Source organism: Yersinia aldovae ATCC 35236 (assembly GCF_000173735.1).
In the GTDB taxonomy this organism is placed as follows: domain Bacteria; phylum Pseudomonadota; class Gammaproteobacteria; order Enterobacterales; family Enterobacteriaceae; genus Yersinia; species Yersinia aldovae.
The window spans coordinates 49,765-70,077 of record NZ_ACCB01000011.1; the positions used below are offsets into that span (position 1 = coordinate 49,765).

The following is a 20,313-nucleotide window of genomic DNA, read 5'->3' on the forward strand; positions in this document are numbered from 1 at the left end:
GAATGGGAACGTTCCCAACTTGCGTTGACGATCACAATTTGGCAGCGCTTGGTACTGCTTTTTGTGGTCAACTCATCGTGGAATGGTGTGTTACACAGCAACTAGCAACGGTATAACCCCACCTCAGGCAACAGGATGGCCGTGACGAAAAATAATGCTACCAGAGGTTCAGGCAAGCTTCCCTGGAATTATAATTTGTTGAATTTGATTACTATTATTAAGCTGTTCAAGCAGTTGCTGCGCAGCTTTCATACCTGCGCAGCCATAGCCCAGTTCAACGGACAGGGTATTGGGAAACAGGAAATGCAGCAGCGGCGTATTACCGATACCGCATACCTGAATATGCTGCTGGCTTTGCTGTTGTAAATACTTACTCACACCCATCGCGATGGTGTCAGAGGCACATACCAGCGCCGAGGTATCGGGTTTTATTACCTGAGGCGCTAACAAGAAGCCACTCTGATAACTCAGCTCCCCCAGCGCGACCGTCGCAGTCAGGCCATGCTGTTGGCTATAATCGAGATAAGATTGGTGACGGCGCATCCCGGTTGTGGCATCGGAAGGCTGTACACCGATGTAACTGATATGGCGATGTCCGGCATGGCGCAGATTATCCATCAGCAGGCGTACCGCCCCCTCATCGTCGTAGCAGACAGAAGAAAAACCCTCATATTCACGCGCCAGTACCACCATTTTGTCCTGCCACGGCGAAAGCATTTCAACGCTTAACCCGGAGAAACCAAACAGGATCACACCATCGACATGACGCTGTTGCAGAACATGCAAATGCTCACTGACCAATTCAGGATCAAACTGGCTCTCCATCAAAATAGGGTCATAACCTTGCTGATAGAACAGGGGCAACATGGTGCGAACAGCCTGATTCTCCGAGGGAGAGTCGAGACGTGAAACAATGATACCGACCACTTTATCGCTCTGCCCCCGCATGGCGCGGGCTGATTTTGATGGGGTAAATCCTTGCTGGCGGATCACTGCCTCAACTCGCTCCCGAGTCTGTGGGCTGACACTGCCTTCATTGTTTAATACCCGTGAAACCGTGGATTTTCCAACTCCACTCATGCGGGCAATATCCTTAATGGTCAAACGGTTTTGCATGGTTTACCTAATGTTTAGGTTTGGAAACATATAATAAAGAGATTATTTATATTTAACGCAGTTGTGGGGAGTTTATCATGCAAAGAATCAGACTCAACGCATGATATCCCATAGCACGCGGCATACGGCTACCCTGACCAGGTTATCTCACCGTCAGGGTGGTTTTTTGGCGCGGCAAGAACAGCGATACTGGTTAGTCTCTGGGTGGATGTCGCATAGCGCCTACCCTGTCTTTTAATTTACCGGAGGTGGATTACCCAATGGACCCCGTTCCCTCATCCCGCACCTTTTGGTGTACCCGGTAAGGCCATTCCCCTCTGAAGTGGCAACCTTACCGGATGAAGAGCAATCTGGTAGGCGGTCATAGCGCACACGTTCCCCGCGGTGATCTCTGCTGATTACATTTTTTTGCCATCTCTACGGCAGGTTTGCCGTGGGCGCAACATGAAGATAGTTCATGGCATGACAGTAAGGTTTGAACCATGCAAGTTAAAAATTTCACCCGGCAGTTGCTCAATGTATTGAGCCGTAACCTGCCCCGCCGCCTGATTCGCCGGGAAACCATGTTAGAAGGTCTGCCGCAAGGAAGTGCGGCTAAAGATCTGCCTATCGCGCTGACTCAACAACGTTTGCAATGCGCTAATGAAGCGCCACAGCAGCTTTACCAGCGCTTTCAGAGTCACCCTGAGGGGCTAACCGAACCAGAAGCCGAGGCTATCCGCCTGCAAAGTGGCAGTAATCTGATTGAGAATCAGCAGGCAACCCGCTGGTGGGTTCACCTGTGGCATTGCTATCGCAATCCGTTTAACTTGCTACTGACCCTGCTGGCCCTGATTTCCTATGCTACCGAAGACCTCACCGCCGCACTGGTGATTGGTGCAATGGTGCTGATTTCCACTCTGATGCATTTCATTCAAGAAGCCCGTTCCAACCGTGCGGCAGATGCGCTAAAAGCGATGGTCAGCAATACCGCCACAGTGGTGCGCAGTGATGCCCATACCGGTAAAAGCGGTCATCGTGAGTTACCCATATCTCAGTTGGTACCTGGCGATATTATCAAGTTGTCTGCGGGTGATATGATCCCGGCAGATCTGCGCATTCTGGTGGCGAAAGACCTGTTTATCAGCCAGGCCGCTCTGACCGGTGAATCGCTACCGGTTGAAAAAGTGGCGCAATGCCGTGAATGTGAAGAACAAAACCCGCTAGAGCGGGACACGTTGTGCTTTATGGGCACCAATGTTGTCAGCGGTTCGGCACTGGCTATCGTCATCGGCACCGGTAACCAGACCTATTTCGGCCTGTTGGCGGAACGTGTGACACATCAGGATGAGCAACCTAACGCCTTCCAAAGCGGTATCAGTAAAGTCAGCTGGTTGCTGATTCGCTTTATGCTAGTCATGACCCCGATTGTGTTATTAATCAACGGGTTTACTAAAGGTGACTGGTGGGAAGCGTCACTATTTGCCTTATCGGTTGCCGTCGGCTTAACCCCGGAAATGCTGCCAATGATCGTCACCTCGACGTTGGCGAAAGGGGCGGTAAAACTGTCGAAACAAAAAGTGATCGTCAAACGATTGGATGCCATCCAAAACTTTGGGGCGATGGATATTCTGTGTACCGATAAAACCGGCACGCTGACTCAAGATAAAATCGTGCTGGAGAGCCACACCGACGTATTTGGTGCTAATTGTGAGCGAGTACTGCACTACGCCTGGCTTAACAGTTACTACCAAACTGGCTTAAAAAACCTGCTGGATGTGGCTGTATTATCTTCAATGGCTGAGTCAACAGAGGTGGAGCCTCAAGCTGCTGCTACGCTGGCGGGTTATCACAAGATAGATGAGATCCCATTCGATTTTGAACGTCGCCGCATGTCAGTGGTAGTCAGCGGTAAATCTGGCTATCACGAGCTTATCTGCAAAGGGGCGCTGGAGGAGATGCTCTCCATCTGCCGCCATGTCCGCCAGGGCGATGACGTCATCCCTTTGACCGACACGCTGCTGACCCGCATCCGCCGCATCACCGATGAACAAAATCAACAAGGGCTGCGAGTGGTGGCGGTGGCGACTCGCATCATGCCGGATTATCAGCGCGATTATGCCGTTGCAGATGAGTATGACTTGATTTTGGAGGGGTATATTGCCTTCCTTGACCCGCCCAAAGAAAGCTCCGCGCCCGCACTGCGGGCATTGAAGAAAAATGGCGTAACGGTAAAAATTCTTACTGGTGACAATGAGTTAGTCGCCCGTAAAGTGTGTAAAGAGGTCGGATTATCGGTTGAACACGTTCTGCGTGGCAGCGATATCGAACCGATGACCGATGCAGAGCTAACGGAAGCCACCCGTACCACCACGGTGTTCGCCAAACTCACCCCGATGCATAAAGAGCGCATCGTGCAGAATCTGCGTAATGCTGGCCATGTGGTTGGTTTTATGGGAGATGGTATCAATGACGCACCAGCCATGCGCGCGGCCGATATCGGTATCTCGGTGGATTCAGCGGTAGATATCGCCAAAGAAGCCGCCGATATCATTCTGCTGGAAAAAAGCTTGATGGTACTGGAGCAGGGCGTGATTGAAGGCCGCCGAACCTTCGCTAACATGCTGAAATACATCAAAATGACGGCCAGCTCTAACTTTGGTAATGTCTTCAGCGTACTGATTGCCAGTGCATTCTTACCCTTCCTGCCGATGTTGCCATTGCATCTGTTGATCCAGAACTTAATGTACGACATTTCGCAAATAGCCATTCCGTTCGATAACGTAGACGAAGAACAACTCACCAAGCCACAACGCTGGAACGCCGGCGATCTGGGGAGATTTATGGTGTTCTTTGGGCCGATAAGTTCAATTTTTGACGTTTTGACATTCAGCCTGATGTGGTGGGTATTTAAAGCCAATACACCGGAGATGCAGACGCTGTTCCAGTCCGGCTGGTTTATTGAAGGGCTGCTGTCACAGACATTGATTGTACATATGATTCGCACACGCAAAATCCCGTTCGTTCAGAGCCGTGCGTCATGGCCACTGTGTCTAATGACGCTGGCAGTCGTTGTGGTCGGTATCGGGCTGACCTTCTCGCCACTGGCCGGGTTCTTGCAATTGCAGGCGCTGCCACTCGCTTACTTCCCGTGGCTGATTGTGATTCTGACCGGCTATATGGTGACGACGCAGTTAGTGAAAGGATGGTTTGTACGGAGATATGGGTGGCAGTGATTTGATTTGGTTATCGGCTCGGTTGATCGGATCAGGCTTCGGTTGATATTCGTTTAGTGCTCATCTGATCTCTATCGCCTCAACCGAGAAGGAGGGCAAGCCGGCCCTCCTTCACCTGCGGCTTGCGCGAAATATTGCCCTGCGGGTAAACCGCCTGCATCTTTCGGGCTGACGAGCCAGCGCGATTCGCATTCATGCTCAAGCGCGCTTTTCGCCGCCGTCCATGGCGGCTCACTCTACCCTCCCTCCTTGTCGGCAATATTCCTGATTGCGCTCAACATCAAAAGCTAATTCAAAACCCTGTTTTTAGGTTTTGATGTTAAAAGCACATTTGAGCTGCCGAATGAGGAGAGTAGGTAGGACGCGAGGCAGGGAAGCCGAGCGAGCCGTGCTTGAGCAGGAGCGAATCACGGAGGTCTGTCAACCGAAACGATGAAAGAGGGTATCCACGAAGTGGACAAGCGATACGTGCGTAAGCGCAGGGGTTCCAAGGGGGTTACGCGCTTGTAACCCCTTTGGCGGTTGAGGTATCGGAGGGGAATTGAGAACCAATCTCATATCAACCGAACCGATAACTAAACGAACATCAACCGAATTAATCCACTAAATCAATAACAAAAAATTAAATTCGACTCAAACAATCAATCGCGATTGCCTTAAAACTATCAAAATGCTGGCTGCTCAATAAACGGCTCATCGAACGCTCGCGCACGAAGGTGACGAACAAATCGTAAATTGCCATTGCTTCTTCATAATCGGTTTTACTAATGGCCAACAGGAAGATGACATAGGCCACCTCTCCCTCCCCCCAGACGATGCCATTGGGTGCCAGCAAAGTGACGACGACCGTCTTCTTGGCTAACAAGCCCAGTGAGTGTGGCAGCGCAATCCCCTCCCCCAGCATGGTGGAAACAATCGCTTCGCGTTCGACCACGGAGGGGTAGAAGTCTGCATCGACAAACCCTTCCTCTTCCAGTTGGCTACACACTTTTTTGAATAACTGCGCTTGCGTCATCGGCTGGTCGATTATCATAAAGTGGTTACTATCAAAAAACTTTTCCAGCATATAGGGCCGGGTACGATCAACCAAGACCAGCTTACCAAGTTGCTCTAACTGATATTCAGTCGGAAACGGTGACATCACCACCACTGGCTTATTTTTTTCGACCAACCGCGAATTCGAAATAATGAAATCTTCGTCGATATGGTCGAGATTTTCGTAATCGCGTAGGGAAATAGTCTGAGTCATCACAATTTGCGGATACTTACGTGAAATCTGCGCCTGAATCATCCGGGTGGTGGAATTACCGGTATCACACACCAACATCACCTGTGGATGGCGCTCATAACCAATATTGTAATGGCGTTCCAGCCCAACCCCGATATGCAGCACCAAATAGCCGATCTCATTTTCACTCAAGCTATAAGGGCTATATTTACCCCAACTGGATACCGCCGCCAATGTCACGTCATAGGCCATCGGATAATGCTGTTTAATATTAGATAACAGTGGGTTAGGGATGGTTATTTGATACTTAACCCGTGTTATCATGGTTTTAATATGGGTAAGTAAATCAATTCGTAACTGCTTATCACCCTGCAAATTATAGTTATAGTGGGCGTTAATATACGAAAGGATGTAGTCCACCAGCGTCTCTTCATCATCGGCATTGATTTCACTGGGGCGACTGGCATCGGCGGGCTGACTGGCCTGCACTCGACGGGCAGCGATATTAACCCGTAAGTACGCCTCTTCTGCTGGCGAAATATCTTTACCTGACAATAACCTAAGCTCGCTTGCCAAACGCCCTGACGCCAGTTTGACTGCCTCATCTACATCTTCTGCGTCGAAATCAGATAAAGGATAACCGTCGGTGATACGCTTGATGGCTACCGCACAGTAGAAAATGAGGTATTGCTCGCCCTCATCGGTTAAACGCACGGTGTATTGAGCCAATAGATCATGCAGCAATCCACTCAATTCCGGAATGGTTTGCATACTGAGTAGCTCATTTTTCAATAACGGATTATCGGCATCTTGTAACTGTAATTGGAACAACAAATCCGTCAGGCAGGTGCGAATTGCCAGCTCGCTACCAAACAGTTTCATCCCATAGCGCGGTTTGGTTTCGATGGTCAGATGGTATCGATTAAGCCTTTCTCTCACCTCAGCCATATCATTTTGCAATGTGCCACGGCTAACAAACCATTCATCGGCTAAATCTTCCAGCTTCAACGAAAAAGCAGAGGTTAGAAAACGGATTAACAAATAGTGTACCCGCTCATTGGCGGTACGGGGAGTCAGGTGCGTTTTACGATTTTGCTGTTGTAAACCACGAAAACGCTCCGCATCATCGATCATTAAACGATAACCAAAACCCCGGCTATGGACGAAGTGCGCACCATAATGCTCAAGAATATCATTCAACGCCGTGATATCAGCCCGCACTGTACGAGTAGAAACCGCAAAGCGTTTCGCCAACTCATTCTGAGGCAGCGTTTCCGATTGCAGCGCATCGAACATATAGGCCAGACGTTGATAGGGAAATCTCACTGCTCCACTCCGTTATTAAGGGTACTTTTGGTGCCCCCGCGGTTTTACGATGGGCTACCAACTGGGCTATAACCTGGTACAAAAGTCAATCATAAGTCTAATTCGAAAAACAGCTCAACGCTTGCATTATCCGGTTGATACCATTCTTCGCGCCTGCTGGCTGGTCGGTGATCCAACGGCAATACTTACTAAAAACTAATGTAAGACATGCTTTTTTTGAAAGTATCACCGCCTATAACTCAGTAGAGTATTTTAATAACTAATGATAAGGAGAGAATTATTATGCCGATTTGCATCTCATCATCCGTAAAATCTAATTCCCAGCTAATAATGCCCGTAGATACAACACAGAATAAATCCTCAGTACCTATCAAAAAAGTTAAGCAAAGAATGCTCTCATTTTTGCACCCATTAGCTAAATCTAAATTAGCGGAAACTGCAATTAAAACAACGCAAGATATCGATAAGCAACTCTCTCCTGGCGTTATCCTAGGTGTAAAGGAGGATATTGCCAATTGGCTACAAAATTATATGGATTCCTCAAGTAAGCATAAAAACTATCTGAATGGCTACACAAAAAAAGAAGATATAGGCCAATATATTAAGATAGAATCTATGCATGAAAAAGACACTGTTATTATACAAGAAACACCTGACACACTAAAAAAAATAACAAACTTAATCAAACAATTACTAGAGGGTCACAGCAAGAACGGTTCTTTGTATAAAGAACTTAAGAAAGTCATGACATCAGAACACACCTTAGGAAAATTATTCAGCGTTGATAAATCTTCAAGCATAGTTACCAAGATTGCTCATGTAATTATTGGTAAGAATATAAAAATCGAAATACATAACAATCAAACAACAGCTTCCCCTAGCATCAAATCCGTAAAAAGTAGCATTCCAGCCCCCAGACCTGAGGATAAATCAACTCAGGTAGATATCAATAAACTAAAAGCTGAGATTGAAAAAAAGTACGATCCATATATTGAGTTAGCCCATTGTAACAAACTCCTCAATGAGTTGTTGTTGATGTATATACAACAGTTTGGGTATTCTTCACCGATAAACACAAATGGTTCAAATTTACCTCTACTACGAAAAGAAGGAATATTGGCGTATAACGATTACGATCTATTGAAATCCGAGTATACAAAACTAGACAATACTATCCAATCGCATGAAAATCAGTACCAAAAAAATATGACACTACTGTCAATCTTAACGCCAAAAACAGCAATACTGCCATCACCGGTACTGGACATTATTCAACAAGCCATAGATAACTTAAAAAGTCCTCCTCAGAGTTTATGGGTTCGATTTATCCGTTTTATTTCCCCTGTTCAAGTAGCCAGACAACAGGGAAATAGCCGAAAAATGATAGACAAACTGGCTAGTTTGCAAGATTTAGTGCCTCAATTAGAAAAGACCAAACACTTTGAACATGTGGGCAACGCGCCGTGGCTCCATAACATGCTACGTGACCTCTTAATTAAGGCGAAACCGGAAAAGTACTCAGTTAAATTTTTCAAACTCCGCATCAGCCTTCCCTCCCCAGAACGTAAAGCTTGGAAGACCAAGTTGAAAGCCTGGGGCTGTTGAGAAAAACCGGTTAAAAACCCGATGCAATCACCGGCGGGCTACAGATTATCTCAATGCACTGAGACTGCGCCGATCATCGCCGCAGTCTCACGTCGCGGCTTAACTCAGTTTCCGCCAGTAAATCAGTTTGTTACGGTACTATCTTTTTCACAATATCCAATAAGATTTTCACATCAGCCGGGCGGGTATTGCCGGTTTTGCTGTCAATAATCGAGCTGTAGATGTGAGGAATGATTTTGGTCACCCCGGCATCCAGTGCGATTTGCACAATTTGTTCGAAATTATCCAGATCGATACCACCGGTTGGCTCCAACCAGAAACCGGTCGCCGCACAAGCCTCAGCGACAAAACGGTACTCATCAATCGAATCCAATCCATTCATCGGGAAGAACTTCACCGAGCTTCCCCCCATGTCTTTCAACATCGCAATGGCGGTAGTAACCGGAACAATCGCGTCCTTTTGCTGTGAGCTGAGCGGGCCGGTGGAGATTTTTACGTAACCCACTTTACCAGTGGGTGAAATCAGACCATTCACCACAGAATCATGCTGCCCCAGTAACGCACGACTTGGGCCGACACCGGTGAAAACCTGATTCACATGTTGCGGCTGAACCTGTTGTGAGATCTGGCTGACCATAGTCGATTGTTTCGGATCACCGGCCCCCAGGCCAACTGACAAAGCATTATCAATAAGCGCCGCGTACTCGCGCATGTCTTTGACTGCGCTATCAACATCGGGATAATTCTTCGATAACACGCCGACGAGGACATGGCCTTCAGCCGCCTGATAAATCTCACGCGCATTCTCTTTCGAACCGGCCAGCACATTCAGGCAGACACGGTCACGGTAATAATTCGGGGTTAACTTCATCGGTCAGGCTCCTTTAACCAAGTGGTTAATACAACGGTAAATAGTGTCAAGCTGCGACGGGGTAACACTTCGCACATCAACTTCAATCTTACCTTCGTTAGCTTTATAGGCACGGAAATAGATTGCGATATCGCCATTTTGCAGCGCGTCCACCAAATCCGGTGTCGAGCGGCCAATTTTGGCTTCATCAAAACTGATTTCGGTACGGGCAATATCACGCCCGGCAGCATCCCAAACTACTTTGGCAGATACGCCATCAACGGTATTTAGCTGGCTGATAAATGGCGTCATTTTGGTTATCATTTGCTGGCCAGTTTCCTTCTCCAGCGTCATATAACTCTCAATGGCACGGGTCAGACCGAGGATGCCCTCTTTGCCCACTTTCATCGCCCGCCCAATGCCGCTTGATTGCAACTTCACCCATTCAACATAGGTTTTTTTGCCTAAAACCAGCCCACTGGTTGGCCCTTCAATGGCTTTGGCACCGCTATAAATCACCAAGTCAGCGCCCATCTGGTAGTAACACTGCAAGTCTTCTTCTGCTGCTGCATCGACAATTAATGGCAATTGATGTTTACGTGCGATCACCACCGCCTGTTCGACTGATAAAATGCTTTTTTGTACGCAATGGTGCGATTTTATATACAAGATCGCGGCTGTATTTGGCGTGATCGCCGCTTCTAGCTGTTCAGGCAAACATTCGTTGGCATAACCGGCTTCGACGACTTTACCGCCCCCCAGCGTCACCATCGTATCAACTGGCGCACCGAAATTAACGTTGTGGCCTCTTGGTAAGACAATTTCATGCGGCACTGTGCGGGGTGCAGCATGAAGATTAACCCGTAAATTAGCGTCATCTTTCACAATCACCGCGGCGACCGACTGGGCAATCCCGGCGGAAGCGCAGGACACAACGACTGCGCTCTCAACATTTAGCAAGTTAGCAATATAAGCACCGGTCTTATTCACCAAATCTTTCATTTCAAAGTAATGGTTTAAACCCAACTCTACCGCCTCAACCACATCTTGTCGTGGCGTTGAAACACCCAACATCGTCATGCGACCAGAAGCGTTAATTACATGTTTTAACTGGTATTTCTCATAGACTGAAGACATCTTTAGACTTCCCTTCGTCAGTTAACACTACGTCACCAGCTACCACGGCAGCCAGCGGCACCAGGTACTTCTCACCGGTTACCGATTTACCTTCTGAATCATTGAATACCTGAGGTTGCTGTTTAAGCTCAAAAATCGTCAGGTCAGCGTCATAGCCCGTTGCCAGCACGCCTTTATCGGTTAAACGCAAGGCTTGCGCCGCATTTTCTGTTACGCAGGCGATCACCTGCTCAAGGTTCAAACCGATGGTGAAAAATTTGGACATCACCGTTGCCAGGCTGTGCACCGGGCCACTGATGCGGTTACGACAATAAATGTCAGAGCTGATGGTGTGCGGATAAATCCCTTGCTTGATGGCAAGCTCTGCGACATCAAAACTAAAGCTGGCGCTACCGTGCCCCACATCCAGTAATACGCCGCGTTCCAATGCACGCTGGATAGATTCACGCAAAACACCGGCGGGCGTCAGGATACGATTGGGTTTACCGTTGTAACAGTGGGTAATGATGTCACCCTGCATGAGCAAATCAGCAATTTCATCCAGATCCGGTGGGTTATTACCAATATGTACCATCAGCGGTAATTGGTTGTTTTCCTGCTGAATTTCTTTGGCACGGACTAGTGGCTTAATGCCATTCTTACCCACTACGCTGCTGCTCATCCGGGCTTTAATACCAATGATAAAACCGGGGTTACGGGCAATCGCCTCGCTAACACTCTGTTTATCAATTTGCGCCATATCAGCTAATTCGTTTTGCGTAACAATGCCAGTTTTCGCAATATTCAAAAAAGCATAGACATGGGTTTTAGCCTCACGGGTCAGGCGGTAAAAATCATCAACATCATTAGCCCCAGTGCTGCCTGCATCCACGACTGTCGTCACACCGCTGGCAACGCCAACCAAATCAGCTTCATCATGATAAATAGGAGATGCGGGATAACAATGAACGTGAGAATCAATCCAGCCGGCACTGATGTAATATTTCCCCGCGAGACTCAACACCTTTCTGGCGGAATAAACCGAAGGTTCGGTTTTATTATGTTCTTCAGCAGTAATGGCTGCATCGACTGCAACTATTTTTCCATCATTAATTATGATATCAACCTGACGACCGTCAACTAATACTGCTTGTTTGATAATAAAGTCATACATTATCTTATACCCTTCTTACTTGACGCCGCAGTGGTGTTAGCAGGGTAAACATCAGTAATTTTAATATTTACCCTGTACATCATTAAATAGCGACTGGGAAAATAGAACCTAAAATCATGGCACCCAAAATCGCGCCACCGGTAATAGGTTTATTCCACAGATAAAATAGTAGTGCACCACCTAAAGAGCCAATTCCAATCGGAATAGATGCAGTAATAGCAGACAGGATAATCAATGGCCCTAAGAAACGGCCAGAGGAATTACCTGCCCCCATCATGACATCAGCACCGTACGTTGAATTACTTTGGTTAATCGTAAATTTACGCGCCAAAATAATCAGATAACCGATAGCTAAACCAATAATCAGGCCAGTGACCAGTGATGCGGCAAAATTAGCAACCGGGAAGACAAACCCAGCCCCCAGTAATAATGCTGGCACACCCAGCCCCACACCGGTTTGAATCGCACCACCGATATCCAAAATACCAACTAGCGAACCCTCAATAATACGGGCAAATAAGAAACTGGCACCAAATGCAGCAACTGCACCATAAACACCGGTATCCATTCCAGCACGCAACATTGAAACAAATGCCACTTCGTTAAATGCACCGATACCATATAAATAATACATATGAGTACCAGCAAATACGCCGGAGGATAATAATCCTACAAAGATTGGGAATGACCAGTCGGCATACCAAAAATCATTCTTGGTTTTTTCATCCATCATCAAGCTCCTATTGCTGTGTTATTTTCCGCTCAATGCGTTATGAATGGTATCGAGCCAGACGGGCACGCCCAGACTGAATGACTCCAGGAATTTCATGTCAAATCCGCGGAAGAAACCACTGAGAACAAATAACAGCACAATGACTGTCATCATGATCTTGGTGACTTTATTCCAACCGCTTTCCTCAACACCTTTACCAATTAAAATACCCAGAACCAGACCTGGAACGGCGTTACCCATAATTAACTGTGCTAAACCGCCGAAAATAGTGGCCCAGAACCCGGAGCGACGCCCGGCGTCAATTGCGGCTAACCAGAAAATAACCGGCATCACCGTATTAACCAGAATATTTGCCGCAGGTACTAACACTTTAATTGCCGTTACCTGCAATGCTGCTGGCACCGCAGAAGCAGTGGTATTCAAGAAACTGACAACAATAACCCCAATAATCCCACAGGCGATGGCCATCTTTTTCGGGTTATGCATAGTTTCCGCTACATTGCGATTTTTGATCATCAATGCTGCGGCACCCCAGTTAGGAATAATGCGATGGTCAACGTCCTGAGTAAATGCACCTGCCGCGACCGAAGAGGCCCAGGCGTTGAAGAAGAATCCTAAACCAAAGGAGAAGTGCGATGCTGGATCCCCCTCACACGAGTTTAACTCGCCCAAGGTACGAAACGCGCCCATTCCCTGTATTGTCGGTGCATGGAACATACGGGCGGCCCCAACACCGACCCCCACACCAACCAGTCCGCCGATAATAATCGACTTAAAAAGAATGATTAAAAACATCAGTATATCCTTTTCATCTATAAGCTATACCCAAAGCAATTGGAGTTGCAGCTAACCCCCTGCGGCTTCAAGTACGAAGGGGATATCCTTTTTATTTAGAAACGAAAACGACCTTATCTGTATTAATGATTGTCACGTTCACGGTAATATCTAACTCAACGCTGTATGTCTTTCTTTCCCGAGGCAGAAAAAAATATAAAAATTTTTCATTTTTAACGGATAGTTCTGCACTTAATACTTTTACGTCTTGTGGCTCAATCCTTAGTAGAATATTTTGTGTCGATTTCAACACCGTATTCTGGACATTACCCAGTGCGTTTGCGAAAGCTTTACCTTTAGTATCGCCTTTGCCTTTTACCTTAACCTGTGTGGTATATTGCTCTTTCATTACGGTTGGCCGTATTTCTTAATATAGGCTTCAACTAATTTCTGCCCTAACTCTTCTTTATCCATAAATCCAAAACCCAATACTTTGTAGCCTTCATTTATTGCCGTTACGCCTTCTTCAACTGAACGCATACCGTATTTTGCTTTATAGCCATATTTGTTTTGTGCTGTAATGGCACCGGCACCACCACTACCACAGAATGAAATACCGAAATCCGCTTTTTCGCTATTCATCATATCACCCAGTTTCATGTCTGCGGCAACGCCAGGAATAACGACAACACGGCCACCCGCTAATTCAACACCTTGGCCCACTTTCTGGCCTTTTCCTAAACGGTCGCCAATCACAACGGTAATTTGACTCATAGTTTCTTCTCCAGATCAGTATTTATGGGTTATTATCTTTCGCTACTTCAAAATGGACAGACAACAGGTAAGCTTCTTCAATCGGCAAACTAACAAACTTATCGACGACTTGCTGTGCCATTTGCATCGAATGTGCTGAAATCTCATCAAATAATGACTTATCCACTTCAGGTAACGGCTCACCAGTAATTGAGCGTAATACCATTGCCCGAATATGTGATGTCAACATCTGCTGCTGAACGTCATTAGTAAAAATATTTTCAGCATTTAACATCGCGGTAATTTCAGCTAATACCCGCTCGGTGATGATATTTGCTTCCTCCATTCCAGGGACCTCGGCTGCATTCACTGCGGCTATATCATTCACGCTGGCAATCCTCTATTCCTTGCTATAACAAATTTATGACTGCAAAGATAAGTTCAGTGATTTATCTACCCTCCCTTGCCTTTGCGCTATGACATCACCCTACCTGCTCGCGGAATGGGTGTGTAGCGGCTTTTTTTCCAGTTCAAAGTGGAAAAGTAATGTACCGGAGGGATCACATTCGCAAAAATGCACAATGACATCGCTAACTTAATCATTAACAACAAAATAACTTCGCTATAAATACGTAGAGTTCATTTGTAGCGAAAAAAAGTTCGTGATCCGGATCTCTTTCTTTTCTAGCCGGAAGCGCCTAATATCAGAGTAATAATAGATTATTTTCTAACACCCCCTCTCCTATGGCGCGGGGGTGTTGTTTTTATGTTTTGCTGAAATTGAATTGGAGAGTGGTATGACCAAGCCAACCATCACGATTAACGAGCTGGATGCTGAACGTTTGGATGCATTACTGGCACAACCGGCCTTTGCCGGTACGGTGGTCGCACAAGCGCTCAACGAAGAACTGGATCGTGCAGAAATTCTGCCACCTAACGCCATTCCTGCCGATGTGGTGACGATGAACAGCCGCGTGCGTTTTCGTGATTTGAACAGTCAGGAAGAGCATATCCGCACATTGGTTTACCCGGCATCGCTAAAAGACAGCAACGAGCAACTTTCAGTGATGGCACCGCTGGGCGCGGCATTACTAGGAATGCACGTCAATGACGAAATCAGTTGGCAACTGCCTGGTGGCGATGAGACGCGTATAACCGTACTGGAATTGCTTTACCAGCCGGAAGCCGCCGGTGAATATCACCGCTAAACACCAAACCTAAAGCGATTGACGTTACAGCCAGCTAGCGAAGCGCGCTGTAACGTCAAGGACAGGGGATACTATTAACGGTACTTTTTATGATAGGTATCACGGGTAAGTTTGAAGTCTTGCGCGGCTTTTTTAGCCTCATCGGTCTTGCCTTGATTCGCTAAAGCCAACGCGCCATCAATCTGCCCGATGAGTAAGTCGAGGCCGTGGCGAAAATCCTTCACCTCAGCGCTACCCTCGCCTTTACTCTTCAGCTTGGTAGGGATGCCCTTCTGCGCATCCTGCGCCGCCGCACGCATCGCTTCTAAGCCTTGTTTAACCACATCTGTTGACGCAGATTTCAGCACCTTACCGTAATTCTCAGCAATCGTCTCCATGTTGTCTGCCACACTCGCCGCCATCGCTACAGTGCTGGCACTGAGTAATACTGCCGCCATTAACGCCATCATTTTCTTACCCATGCTCACATTCCTTCTATCCCCCTCAAATTCGGCGTTGCCACGTTTTGCAGCAATACCCAGTTTGGGTCGGATTATTGTTATTGAAATAGTGTGTATTAGTACATTGCTCCTATTTAACATAGGCAATGGGAGCAAAAACCGACAATGATTTTGTGTAATCAGTTGAGAAATGAGGTGCGGTTAGATTGAGACCAAAAAAAAGCTGGCAACAGATGCCAGCCTTAGATTCACAACAACAATTTATTATTCGCCCGCAATCTTCATCGCAGGTAATAAGATAGAGCCACACTGAATGTTACTGCGGGTTTCGATATCGCTGCCTACGCTGACAATATTGCGCAGCATATCTTTCAAGTTTCCGGCAATGGTTATCTCGCTAACCGGATACTGAATTTCACCGTTTTCAACCCAGAAGCCTGCCGCACCACGGGAATAATCACCAGTCACGGTGCTGACACCCTGGCCCATCAACTCAGTTACCACCAAGCCTTTATCCAGTTGCTTTAGCATTCCGGCAAAATCCTGCCCCTGACCAGCAATGCGCCAGTTATGGATGCCACCTGCGTGTCCGGTGCTTTGCAGCCCCAATTTACGGGCGGAATAGCTGGTCAGCAGGTAGGTTTGCAGCACTCCATCTTTAACGATTTCACGTTGTACCGTGCGCACACCTTCACTGTCGAATGGCGTTGACGCCAGGCCACGCAATAAGTGCGGGTGCTCCTCAATGATCAGCCATTCAGGTAAAATCTGTTTTCCCAGATGATCGAGCAGGAAGGTCGACTTGCGGTAAATATTGCCGCCACTGATAGCCGAAACCAAGTGACCAAACAGGCCGGTCGCCACTTCAGCGGCAAACAACACCGGCGATTGCATCGTAGGCAGTTTGCGTGGCGAGAGGCGCGACAACGTGCGCCGAGCACACTCTGCACCGACCCATTCCGGGCTGGCTAAATCTTCCATCCGCCGACCAATGGTATAGGCGTAATCCCGTTCCATGTCGCCATTGTGCTCAGCAATAACGCTGCTGGAAAGCGAATGACGGCTGGAGCAATAGCTTTGCAACATACCGTGGCTGTTGCCAAAGACTTTAATACCATAATGGCTGTTGAAGCTGCCGCCTTCGGTATTGGTAATCCGCTTATCTGCCTGCAATGCCGCCTGCTCCGCACGAGCGGCCAACACGATACCTTGTTCTGCATCCAGATCGCTCGGATGGAACAGATCCAGATCTGGCGCCTCAAAAGCCAGCAGCGATTTTTCAGCCGGCCCGGCAAAAGGGTCCGGTGAGGTATAACGGGCGATATCCAGCGCCGCCTGCACCGTGCGGGCGACGGCATCTGGATTTAAATCAGTGGTAGACGCACTGCCTTTGCGCTGCTGGTGATAAACGGTAATTCCCAGCGCACCATCGCTGTTGAACTCCACGTTTTCCACTTCACCAAAGCGTGTGCTGACGCTAATTCCGGTGGTTTTGCTGACGGCGACTTCGGCCGCATCAGAGCCAGCACGAGCCAATTCTAACGCCTGTGCAACCGCTTGTTCCAGCGTTTTACGCTGTTCTGCAACTTGAGTGACTACTTTCATCAGTCTGCCATAATTAATGAGATAATCGTTCAGGAAAGTGTCGTAATACGACGGCTTTCACGGATAAAATAGAGAATGCCTTAGTTCTGAGTCTATCAGAGATCTTTGTACAATTTCGCAGAAAGCCAACAACCTGCTAGGATTAGCCTCTTTTTAAGGAATTTGACCATGAACAAACAGCCCGAAGACTGGCTAGATGCAGTCCCAGAAGATAAAAATGAAGATGATGATGAGATAATCTGGGTCAGTAAAAGTGAAATTAAACGTGATGCCGAAGCACTGAAAGACCTCGGTACCGAGCTGGTTGAGCTGGGTAAAAACGCACTGGAACGGATCCAATTGGATGAAGATCTGCTGGCCGCCGTTGAGCTGGCACAGAAGATCAAAAAAGAAGGCCGCCGCCGTCAGATCCAGTTGATCGGCAAGATGTTGCGCGCCCGCGATGTAGAACCGATTCAGACTGCGTTGGATAAACTGAAAAACCGCCATAACCAGCAAGTCTCGCTGTTCCATAAACTGGAAATGCTGCGTGATCGTTTGGTTGAAGAAGGTGATGAGGCGATCCCAACGGTATTAGAATTGTACCCAGATGCTGATCGCCAGCAACTGCGTAGCTTGGTGCGTAACGCACAGAAAGAGAAAACCACCAATAAACCACCAAAATCCTATCGCCAGATCTTTCAGTATCTGCGTGAATTGGCAGAGAAACAGCGTTAATCGGGCGGGGCCGGGTCTAACCCGGCTCCCGACTCACATGCACCGACTATCATGTGATATTGAAGCGTAAGCTACCCGCCAGCTCCTCTTCTGCTTCTTCAAATAGCAGCACTATTGCACCAAAACGGCGTTTGTGGCGGGGATTGAAGTGAATAAATTCAATCTCTACCGGTAATGCTATCTCTCCGGTAACAACATCCCACAATGCATCCAGATTGGCACCAAACTCTTCGCTCAGCGAAAACTTCTGGCGAAATGCGGCATAGAATGCGGGAAAGTCCGGTATATGGTCGAAATCGAATACCACTTTTACCATCTTCTCACTCCACCCGAATGAAATGCTTATAGTGATCCTGAGTTAGATAAATCAGGCCGTCACTCGAATACAACAAACGGTAACTACCACGGTGCCCGCAACGATAGTTCACATCAGCCTCATGCCAATTACGGCCTTTGGCTTCCGGTAACTGACGCTCACGGTTGGAAAACCGATCACCGCCAATCGCTTTACCTGGCAATATGTTACACAAATTGCCTCTCTTTGGTTCCCAGCCCTGTGCGCGGGCTTGCTGCTTAGTGATGTAAAAATCCGGCAAGCGATGATGCGTTTGCAAGTATTTTACTACCGGCTTGAGCTGGGTTAATTGCTCAATGGAAGCAGGGGCAGTAATGGTTTGAGCCGTTATCGGGGAGCGATCCAAGTCCGGCGATTGACCGATATCTCGCGCAGTGACGCCGCCAACCCCCAGCAGTGCCGCTAGCGCCAGTAACAATACCCCGCTCAGAATGGCCATAAGCTTTTTATTCATGGTTTTCCTTAACCCTAAAACTTCCAATAACGGTTTTATTCATCATCACGATAACCCACGCTCACTGTTGGCTCATCAATCTAATTTATAAATTACCCAAATGAAGAGTTTTGACTTCCATAAACTCATCCAGCCCTAATACCGAACCTTCACGGCCAAGACCGGATTCTTTCACGCCGCCGAAGGGAGCCAGTTCGGTAGACACCGAACTTTCATTGACACCAATCATACCGCTTTCCAACGCATCAGAAACCCGAAATACGCGTTGCAGATTCTGTGTATAAAAATAAGCCGCCAACCCAAACGGGGTACTGTTTGCCCGTTGAATCACTTCGTCTTCAGTTTTGAAACGAAAACAAGCTGCCAGTGGGCCAAACGTCTCTTCCGATGCCACTTTCATCTGTTCATTTGCATCGGCAATCACGGTGGGTTGGTAGAAATTCCCGCCCAGCGCATGACGATGCCCCCCGACTAGCAGACGCCCTCCCTTCTCAAGCGCATCTTTGACGTGATCTTCTACTTTTTCCACTCCGGCAATATTAATTAACGGCCCCATATGTACGTCTTTATCCATGCCGTTGCCGACCTTCAGTTTTTTAACCTCAGCAGCCAGACGGGTGACAAACTCGTCATACACGCCATCCTGAATATAGAAGCGATTGACGCACACGCACACCTGGCCGGCGTTACGGAATTTACATGCCATAGCACCGGCAACCGCTGTATCCAAATTAGCATCATCAAACACAATATAAGGCGCGTTGCCACCCAGTTCCATCGAGATTTTCTTCATGGTGGCGGCCGCATTACGCATCAATGTTTTGCCGACCTCGGTCGAACCGGTAAAGGAAATTTTACGTACTTTAGAGCTGGCCATAATGGCATCACTGATAGCCTGTGTATCACCGGCAACCCCGTTGAGCACCCCCGCAGGCACACCCGCTTGTTGAGCCAGCGCCAGCAAGGCAAAAGCCGATAAGGGAGTGTTATTAGCCGGCTTAATCAACCCAGTACAACCGGCGGCCAGTGCTGGCCCAAGTTTGCGGGTTAGCATCGCCAGCGGGAAATTCCACGGCGTAATGGCCGCTACCACGCCGATCGGCTCGCGAGTTGCCAAAATGCGCGCACCTTCTTTGGCTGGCGGAATGATTTCACCGTTGGCCCGTTTGGCCTGCTCACTAAACCATTGAATAAAGCTGGCGGCATAAACAACTTCGCCCAGCGCTTCTTTCAATGGTTTACCTTGCTCAGAAACCATTATTTCAGCCAATGATTGCTGGTTTTCCATTATCAGCAAATACCACCGTTGCAAAATCTCAGCGCGCTGTTTGGCGGGCATCCTGCGCCAGGCGGGAAAAGCCTCACTGGCTGCGTTGATAGCCGCTTCAGTCTCTTTTTTACCGGATTTCGCCACTTTTGCCACCAGCGCGCCGGTCGCAGGGTTATGCACCTCGAATGTCTCTTCGCCCTGATGCCAACATCCTGCGACAAAATAGCCGATATGGTATACACCGTCGTGGTGTCGTTGGGATTGTAATGGGTCGTGTAATCGATGGTGTGATGGGCTTTGTGCAAACATCTTGTCAACCTCCTGAGGGGAATGGTGCCCTCTGTTGGTAGAGGGCGAGGAAGGACGGCTCCAGA

At 47.8% G+C, this 20,313-nt stretch carries 19 protein-coding genes; 4 read left to right on the forward strand and 15 right to left on the reverse strand.

What is annotated here, in order from left to right:
- Nucleotides 1–168: 168 nt before the first annotated feature.
- Entirely contained in the window at nt 169–1,116 is a 948-nt protein-coding gene (treR, locus tag YALDO0001_RS07160) for a trehalose operon repressor TreR (protein ID WP_004701401.1), read from the reverse strand.
- Nucleotides 1,117–1,598: 482 nt separating this feature from the next.
- Between treR and mgtA the strand changes: the two genes are divergently transcribed.
- Nucleotides 1,599–4,331: a magnesium-translocating P-type ATPase gene (mgtA, locus tag YALDO0001_RS07165; RefSeq protein ID WP_004701404.1), complete on the forward strand. Its 2,733-nt coding sequence runs from the start codon at nt 1,599–1,601 to the stop codon at nt 4,329–4,331.
- Nucleotides 4,332–4,953: 622 nt separating this feature from the next.
- Here the strand turns inward: mgtA and YALDO0001_RS07170 are convergent.
- On the reverse strand, nt 4,954–6,885 hold the full coding sequence (locus tag YALDO0001_RS07170) for a BglG family transcription antiterminator (RefSeq protein ID WP_082168155.1): 1,932 nt from the start codon (nt 6,883–6,885) through the stop codon (nt 4,954–4,956).
- 282 nt (nt 6,886–7,167) lie between these two features.
- Between YALDO0001_RS07170 and YALDO0001_RS07175 the strand changes: the two genes are divergently transcribed.
- Nucleotides 7,168–8,490, forward strand: a complete 1,323-nt coding sequence (locus YALDO0001_RS07175) for a hypothetical protein (RefSeq protein ID WP_004701409.1) — start codon at nt 7,168–7,170, stop codon at nt 8,488–8,490.
- 130 nt (nt 8,491–8,620) lie between these two features.
- On the opposite strand, the gene dagF is transcribed toward YALDO0001_RS07175, so the two are convergent.
- The 8 genes from dagF to YALDO0001_RS07215 all read right to left on the reverse strand — a co-directional run bounded on the left by dagF (nt 8,621) and on the right by YALDO0001_RS07215 (nt 14,278).
- A complete protein-coding gene (gene dagF / locus YALDO0001_RS07180) occupies nt 8,621–9,361 on the reverse strand; it encodes a 2-dehydro-3-deoxy-phosphogluconate aldolase (protein WP_004701411.1) in 741 nt (246 codons plus the stop codon).
- A gap of 3 nt (nt 9,362–9,364) precedes the next feature.
- Nucleotides 9,365–10,477, reverse strand: a complete 1,113-nt coding sequence (locus YALDO0001_RS07185) for a DgaE family pyridoxal phosphate-dependent ammonia lyase (RefSeq protein ID WP_042839540.1) — start codon at nt 10,475–10,477, stop codon at nt 9,365–9,367.
- The gene (locus tag YALDO0001_RS07190) at nt 10,461–11,630 is read right to left on the reverse strand and encodes an amidohydrolase/deacetylase family metallohydrolase (RefSeq protein ID WP_004701414.1); all 1,170 of its coding nucleotides are present in this window, start codon (nt 11,628–11,630) and stop codon (nt 10,461–10,463) included. Before YALDO0001_RS07190 ends, YALDO0001_RS07185 begins: the two co-directional genes overlap by 17 nt.
- 82 nt (nt 11,631–11,712) lie before the next feature.
- Nucleotides 11,713–12,363 carry a DUF4310 family protein gene (locus YALDO0001_RS07195; protein WP_004701417.1) on the reverse strand — a complete coding sequence of 217 codons (651 nt, stop codon included), beginning with the start codon at nt 12,361–12,363 and terminating at the stop codon, nt 11,713–11,715.
- 18 nt (nt 12,364–12,381) lie between these two features.
- Nucleotides 12,382–13,158: a DUF4311 domain-containing protein gene (locus tag YALDO0001_RS07200; RefSeq protein WP_004701420.1), complete on the reverse strand. Its 777-nt coding sequence runs from the start codon at nt 13,156–13,158 to the stop codon at nt 12,382–12,384.
- Between the two features lie 91 nt (nt 13,159–13,249).
- Complete coding sequence (locus tag YALDO0001_RS07205; protein WP_042547069.1) at nt 13,250–13,546, reverse strand: DUF4312 family protein; 297 nt, start codon at nt 13,544–13,546, stop codon at nt 13,250–13,252.
- A complete protein-coding gene (locus YALDO0001_RS07210; protein WP_004701422.1) occupies nt 13,546–13,911 on the reverse strand; it encodes a glycine-rich SFCGS family protein in 366 nt (121 codons plus the stop codon). The genes YALDO0001_RS07205 and YALDO0001_RS07210 overlap by 1 nt, the downstream gene beginning before the upstream one ends.
- 22 nt (nt 13,912–13,933) lie before the next feature.
- Nucleotides 13,934–14,278, reverse strand: a complete 345-nt coding sequence (locus YALDO0001_RS07215; protein WP_042547070.1) for a PRD domain-containing protein — start codon at nt 14,276–14,278, stop codon at nt 13,934–13,936.
- Between the two features lie 409 nt (nt 14,279–14,687).
- Here YALDO0001_RS07215 and rnk point away from each other — a divergent pair, with 409 nt between their 5' ends.
- Nucleotides 14,688–15,098, forward strand: coding sequence for a nucleoside diphosphate kinase regulator (rnk, locus tag YALDO0001_RS07220; protein ID WP_042548587.1), 411 nt, complete (start codon nt 14,688–14,690; stop codon nt 15,096–15,098).
- Between the two features lie 74 nt (nt 15,099–15,172).
- Here rnk and cybC read toward each other — a convergent pair whose 3' ends face one another.
- Together cybC and pmbA are read right to left on the reverse strand one after the other, a co-directional pair.
- Nucleotides 15,173–15,559: a cytochrome b562 gene (gene cybC / locus YALDO0001_RS07225; RefSeq protein ID WP_004701428.1), complete on the reverse strand. Its 387-nt coding sequence runs from the start codon at nt 15,557–15,559 to the stop codon at nt 15,173–15,175.
- Nucleotides 15,560–15,802: 243 nt separating this feature from the next.
- Nucleotides 15,803–17,143, reverse strand: coding sequence for a metalloprotease PmbA (gene pmbA, locus YALDO0001_RS07230; protein ID WP_004701430.1), 1,341 nt, complete (start codon nt 17,141–17,143; stop codon nt 15,803–15,805).
- 168 nt (nt 17,144–17,311) lie between these two features.
- Between pmbA and yjgA the strand changes: the two genes are divergently transcribed.
- Nucleotides 17,312–17,860: a ribosome biogenesis factor YjgA gene (gene yjgA / locus YALDO0001_RS07235; RefSeq protein ID WP_004701432.1), complete on the forward strand. Its 549-nt coding sequence runs from the start codon at nt 17,312–17,314 to the stop codon at nt 17,858–17,860.
- Between the two features lie 49 nt (nt 17,861–17,909).
- Here the strand turns inward: yjgA and YALDO0001_RS07240 are convergent, their stop codons facing one another.
- From YALDO0001_RS07240 to YALDO0001_RS07250, 3 genes are all read right to left on the reverse strand, one after another.
- Nucleotides 17,910–18,176, reverse strand: a complete 267-nt coding sequence (locus YALDO0001_RS07240) for a barstar family protein (protein ID WP_004701434.1) — start codon at nt 18,174–18,176, stop codon at nt 17,910–17,912.
- Between the two features lie 4 nt (nt 18,177–18,180).
- Nucleotides 18,181–18,669 carry a ribonuclease gene (locus tag YALDO0001_RS07245; RefSeq protein WP_042839541.1) on the reverse strand — a complete coding sequence of 163 codons (489 nt, stop codon included), beginning with the start codon at nt 18,667–18,669 and terminating at the stop codon, nt 18,181–18,183.
- A gap of 85 nt (nt 18,670–18,754) precedes the next feature.
- Nucleotides 18,755–20,248, reverse strand: a complete 1,494-nt coding sequence (locus tag YALDO0001_RS07250) for an NAD-dependent succinate-semialdehyde dehydrogenase (protein ID WP_042839542.1) — start codon at nt 20,246–20,248, stop codon at nt 18,755–18,757.
- Between the last annotated feature and the right edge of the window lie 65 nt (nt 20,249–20,313).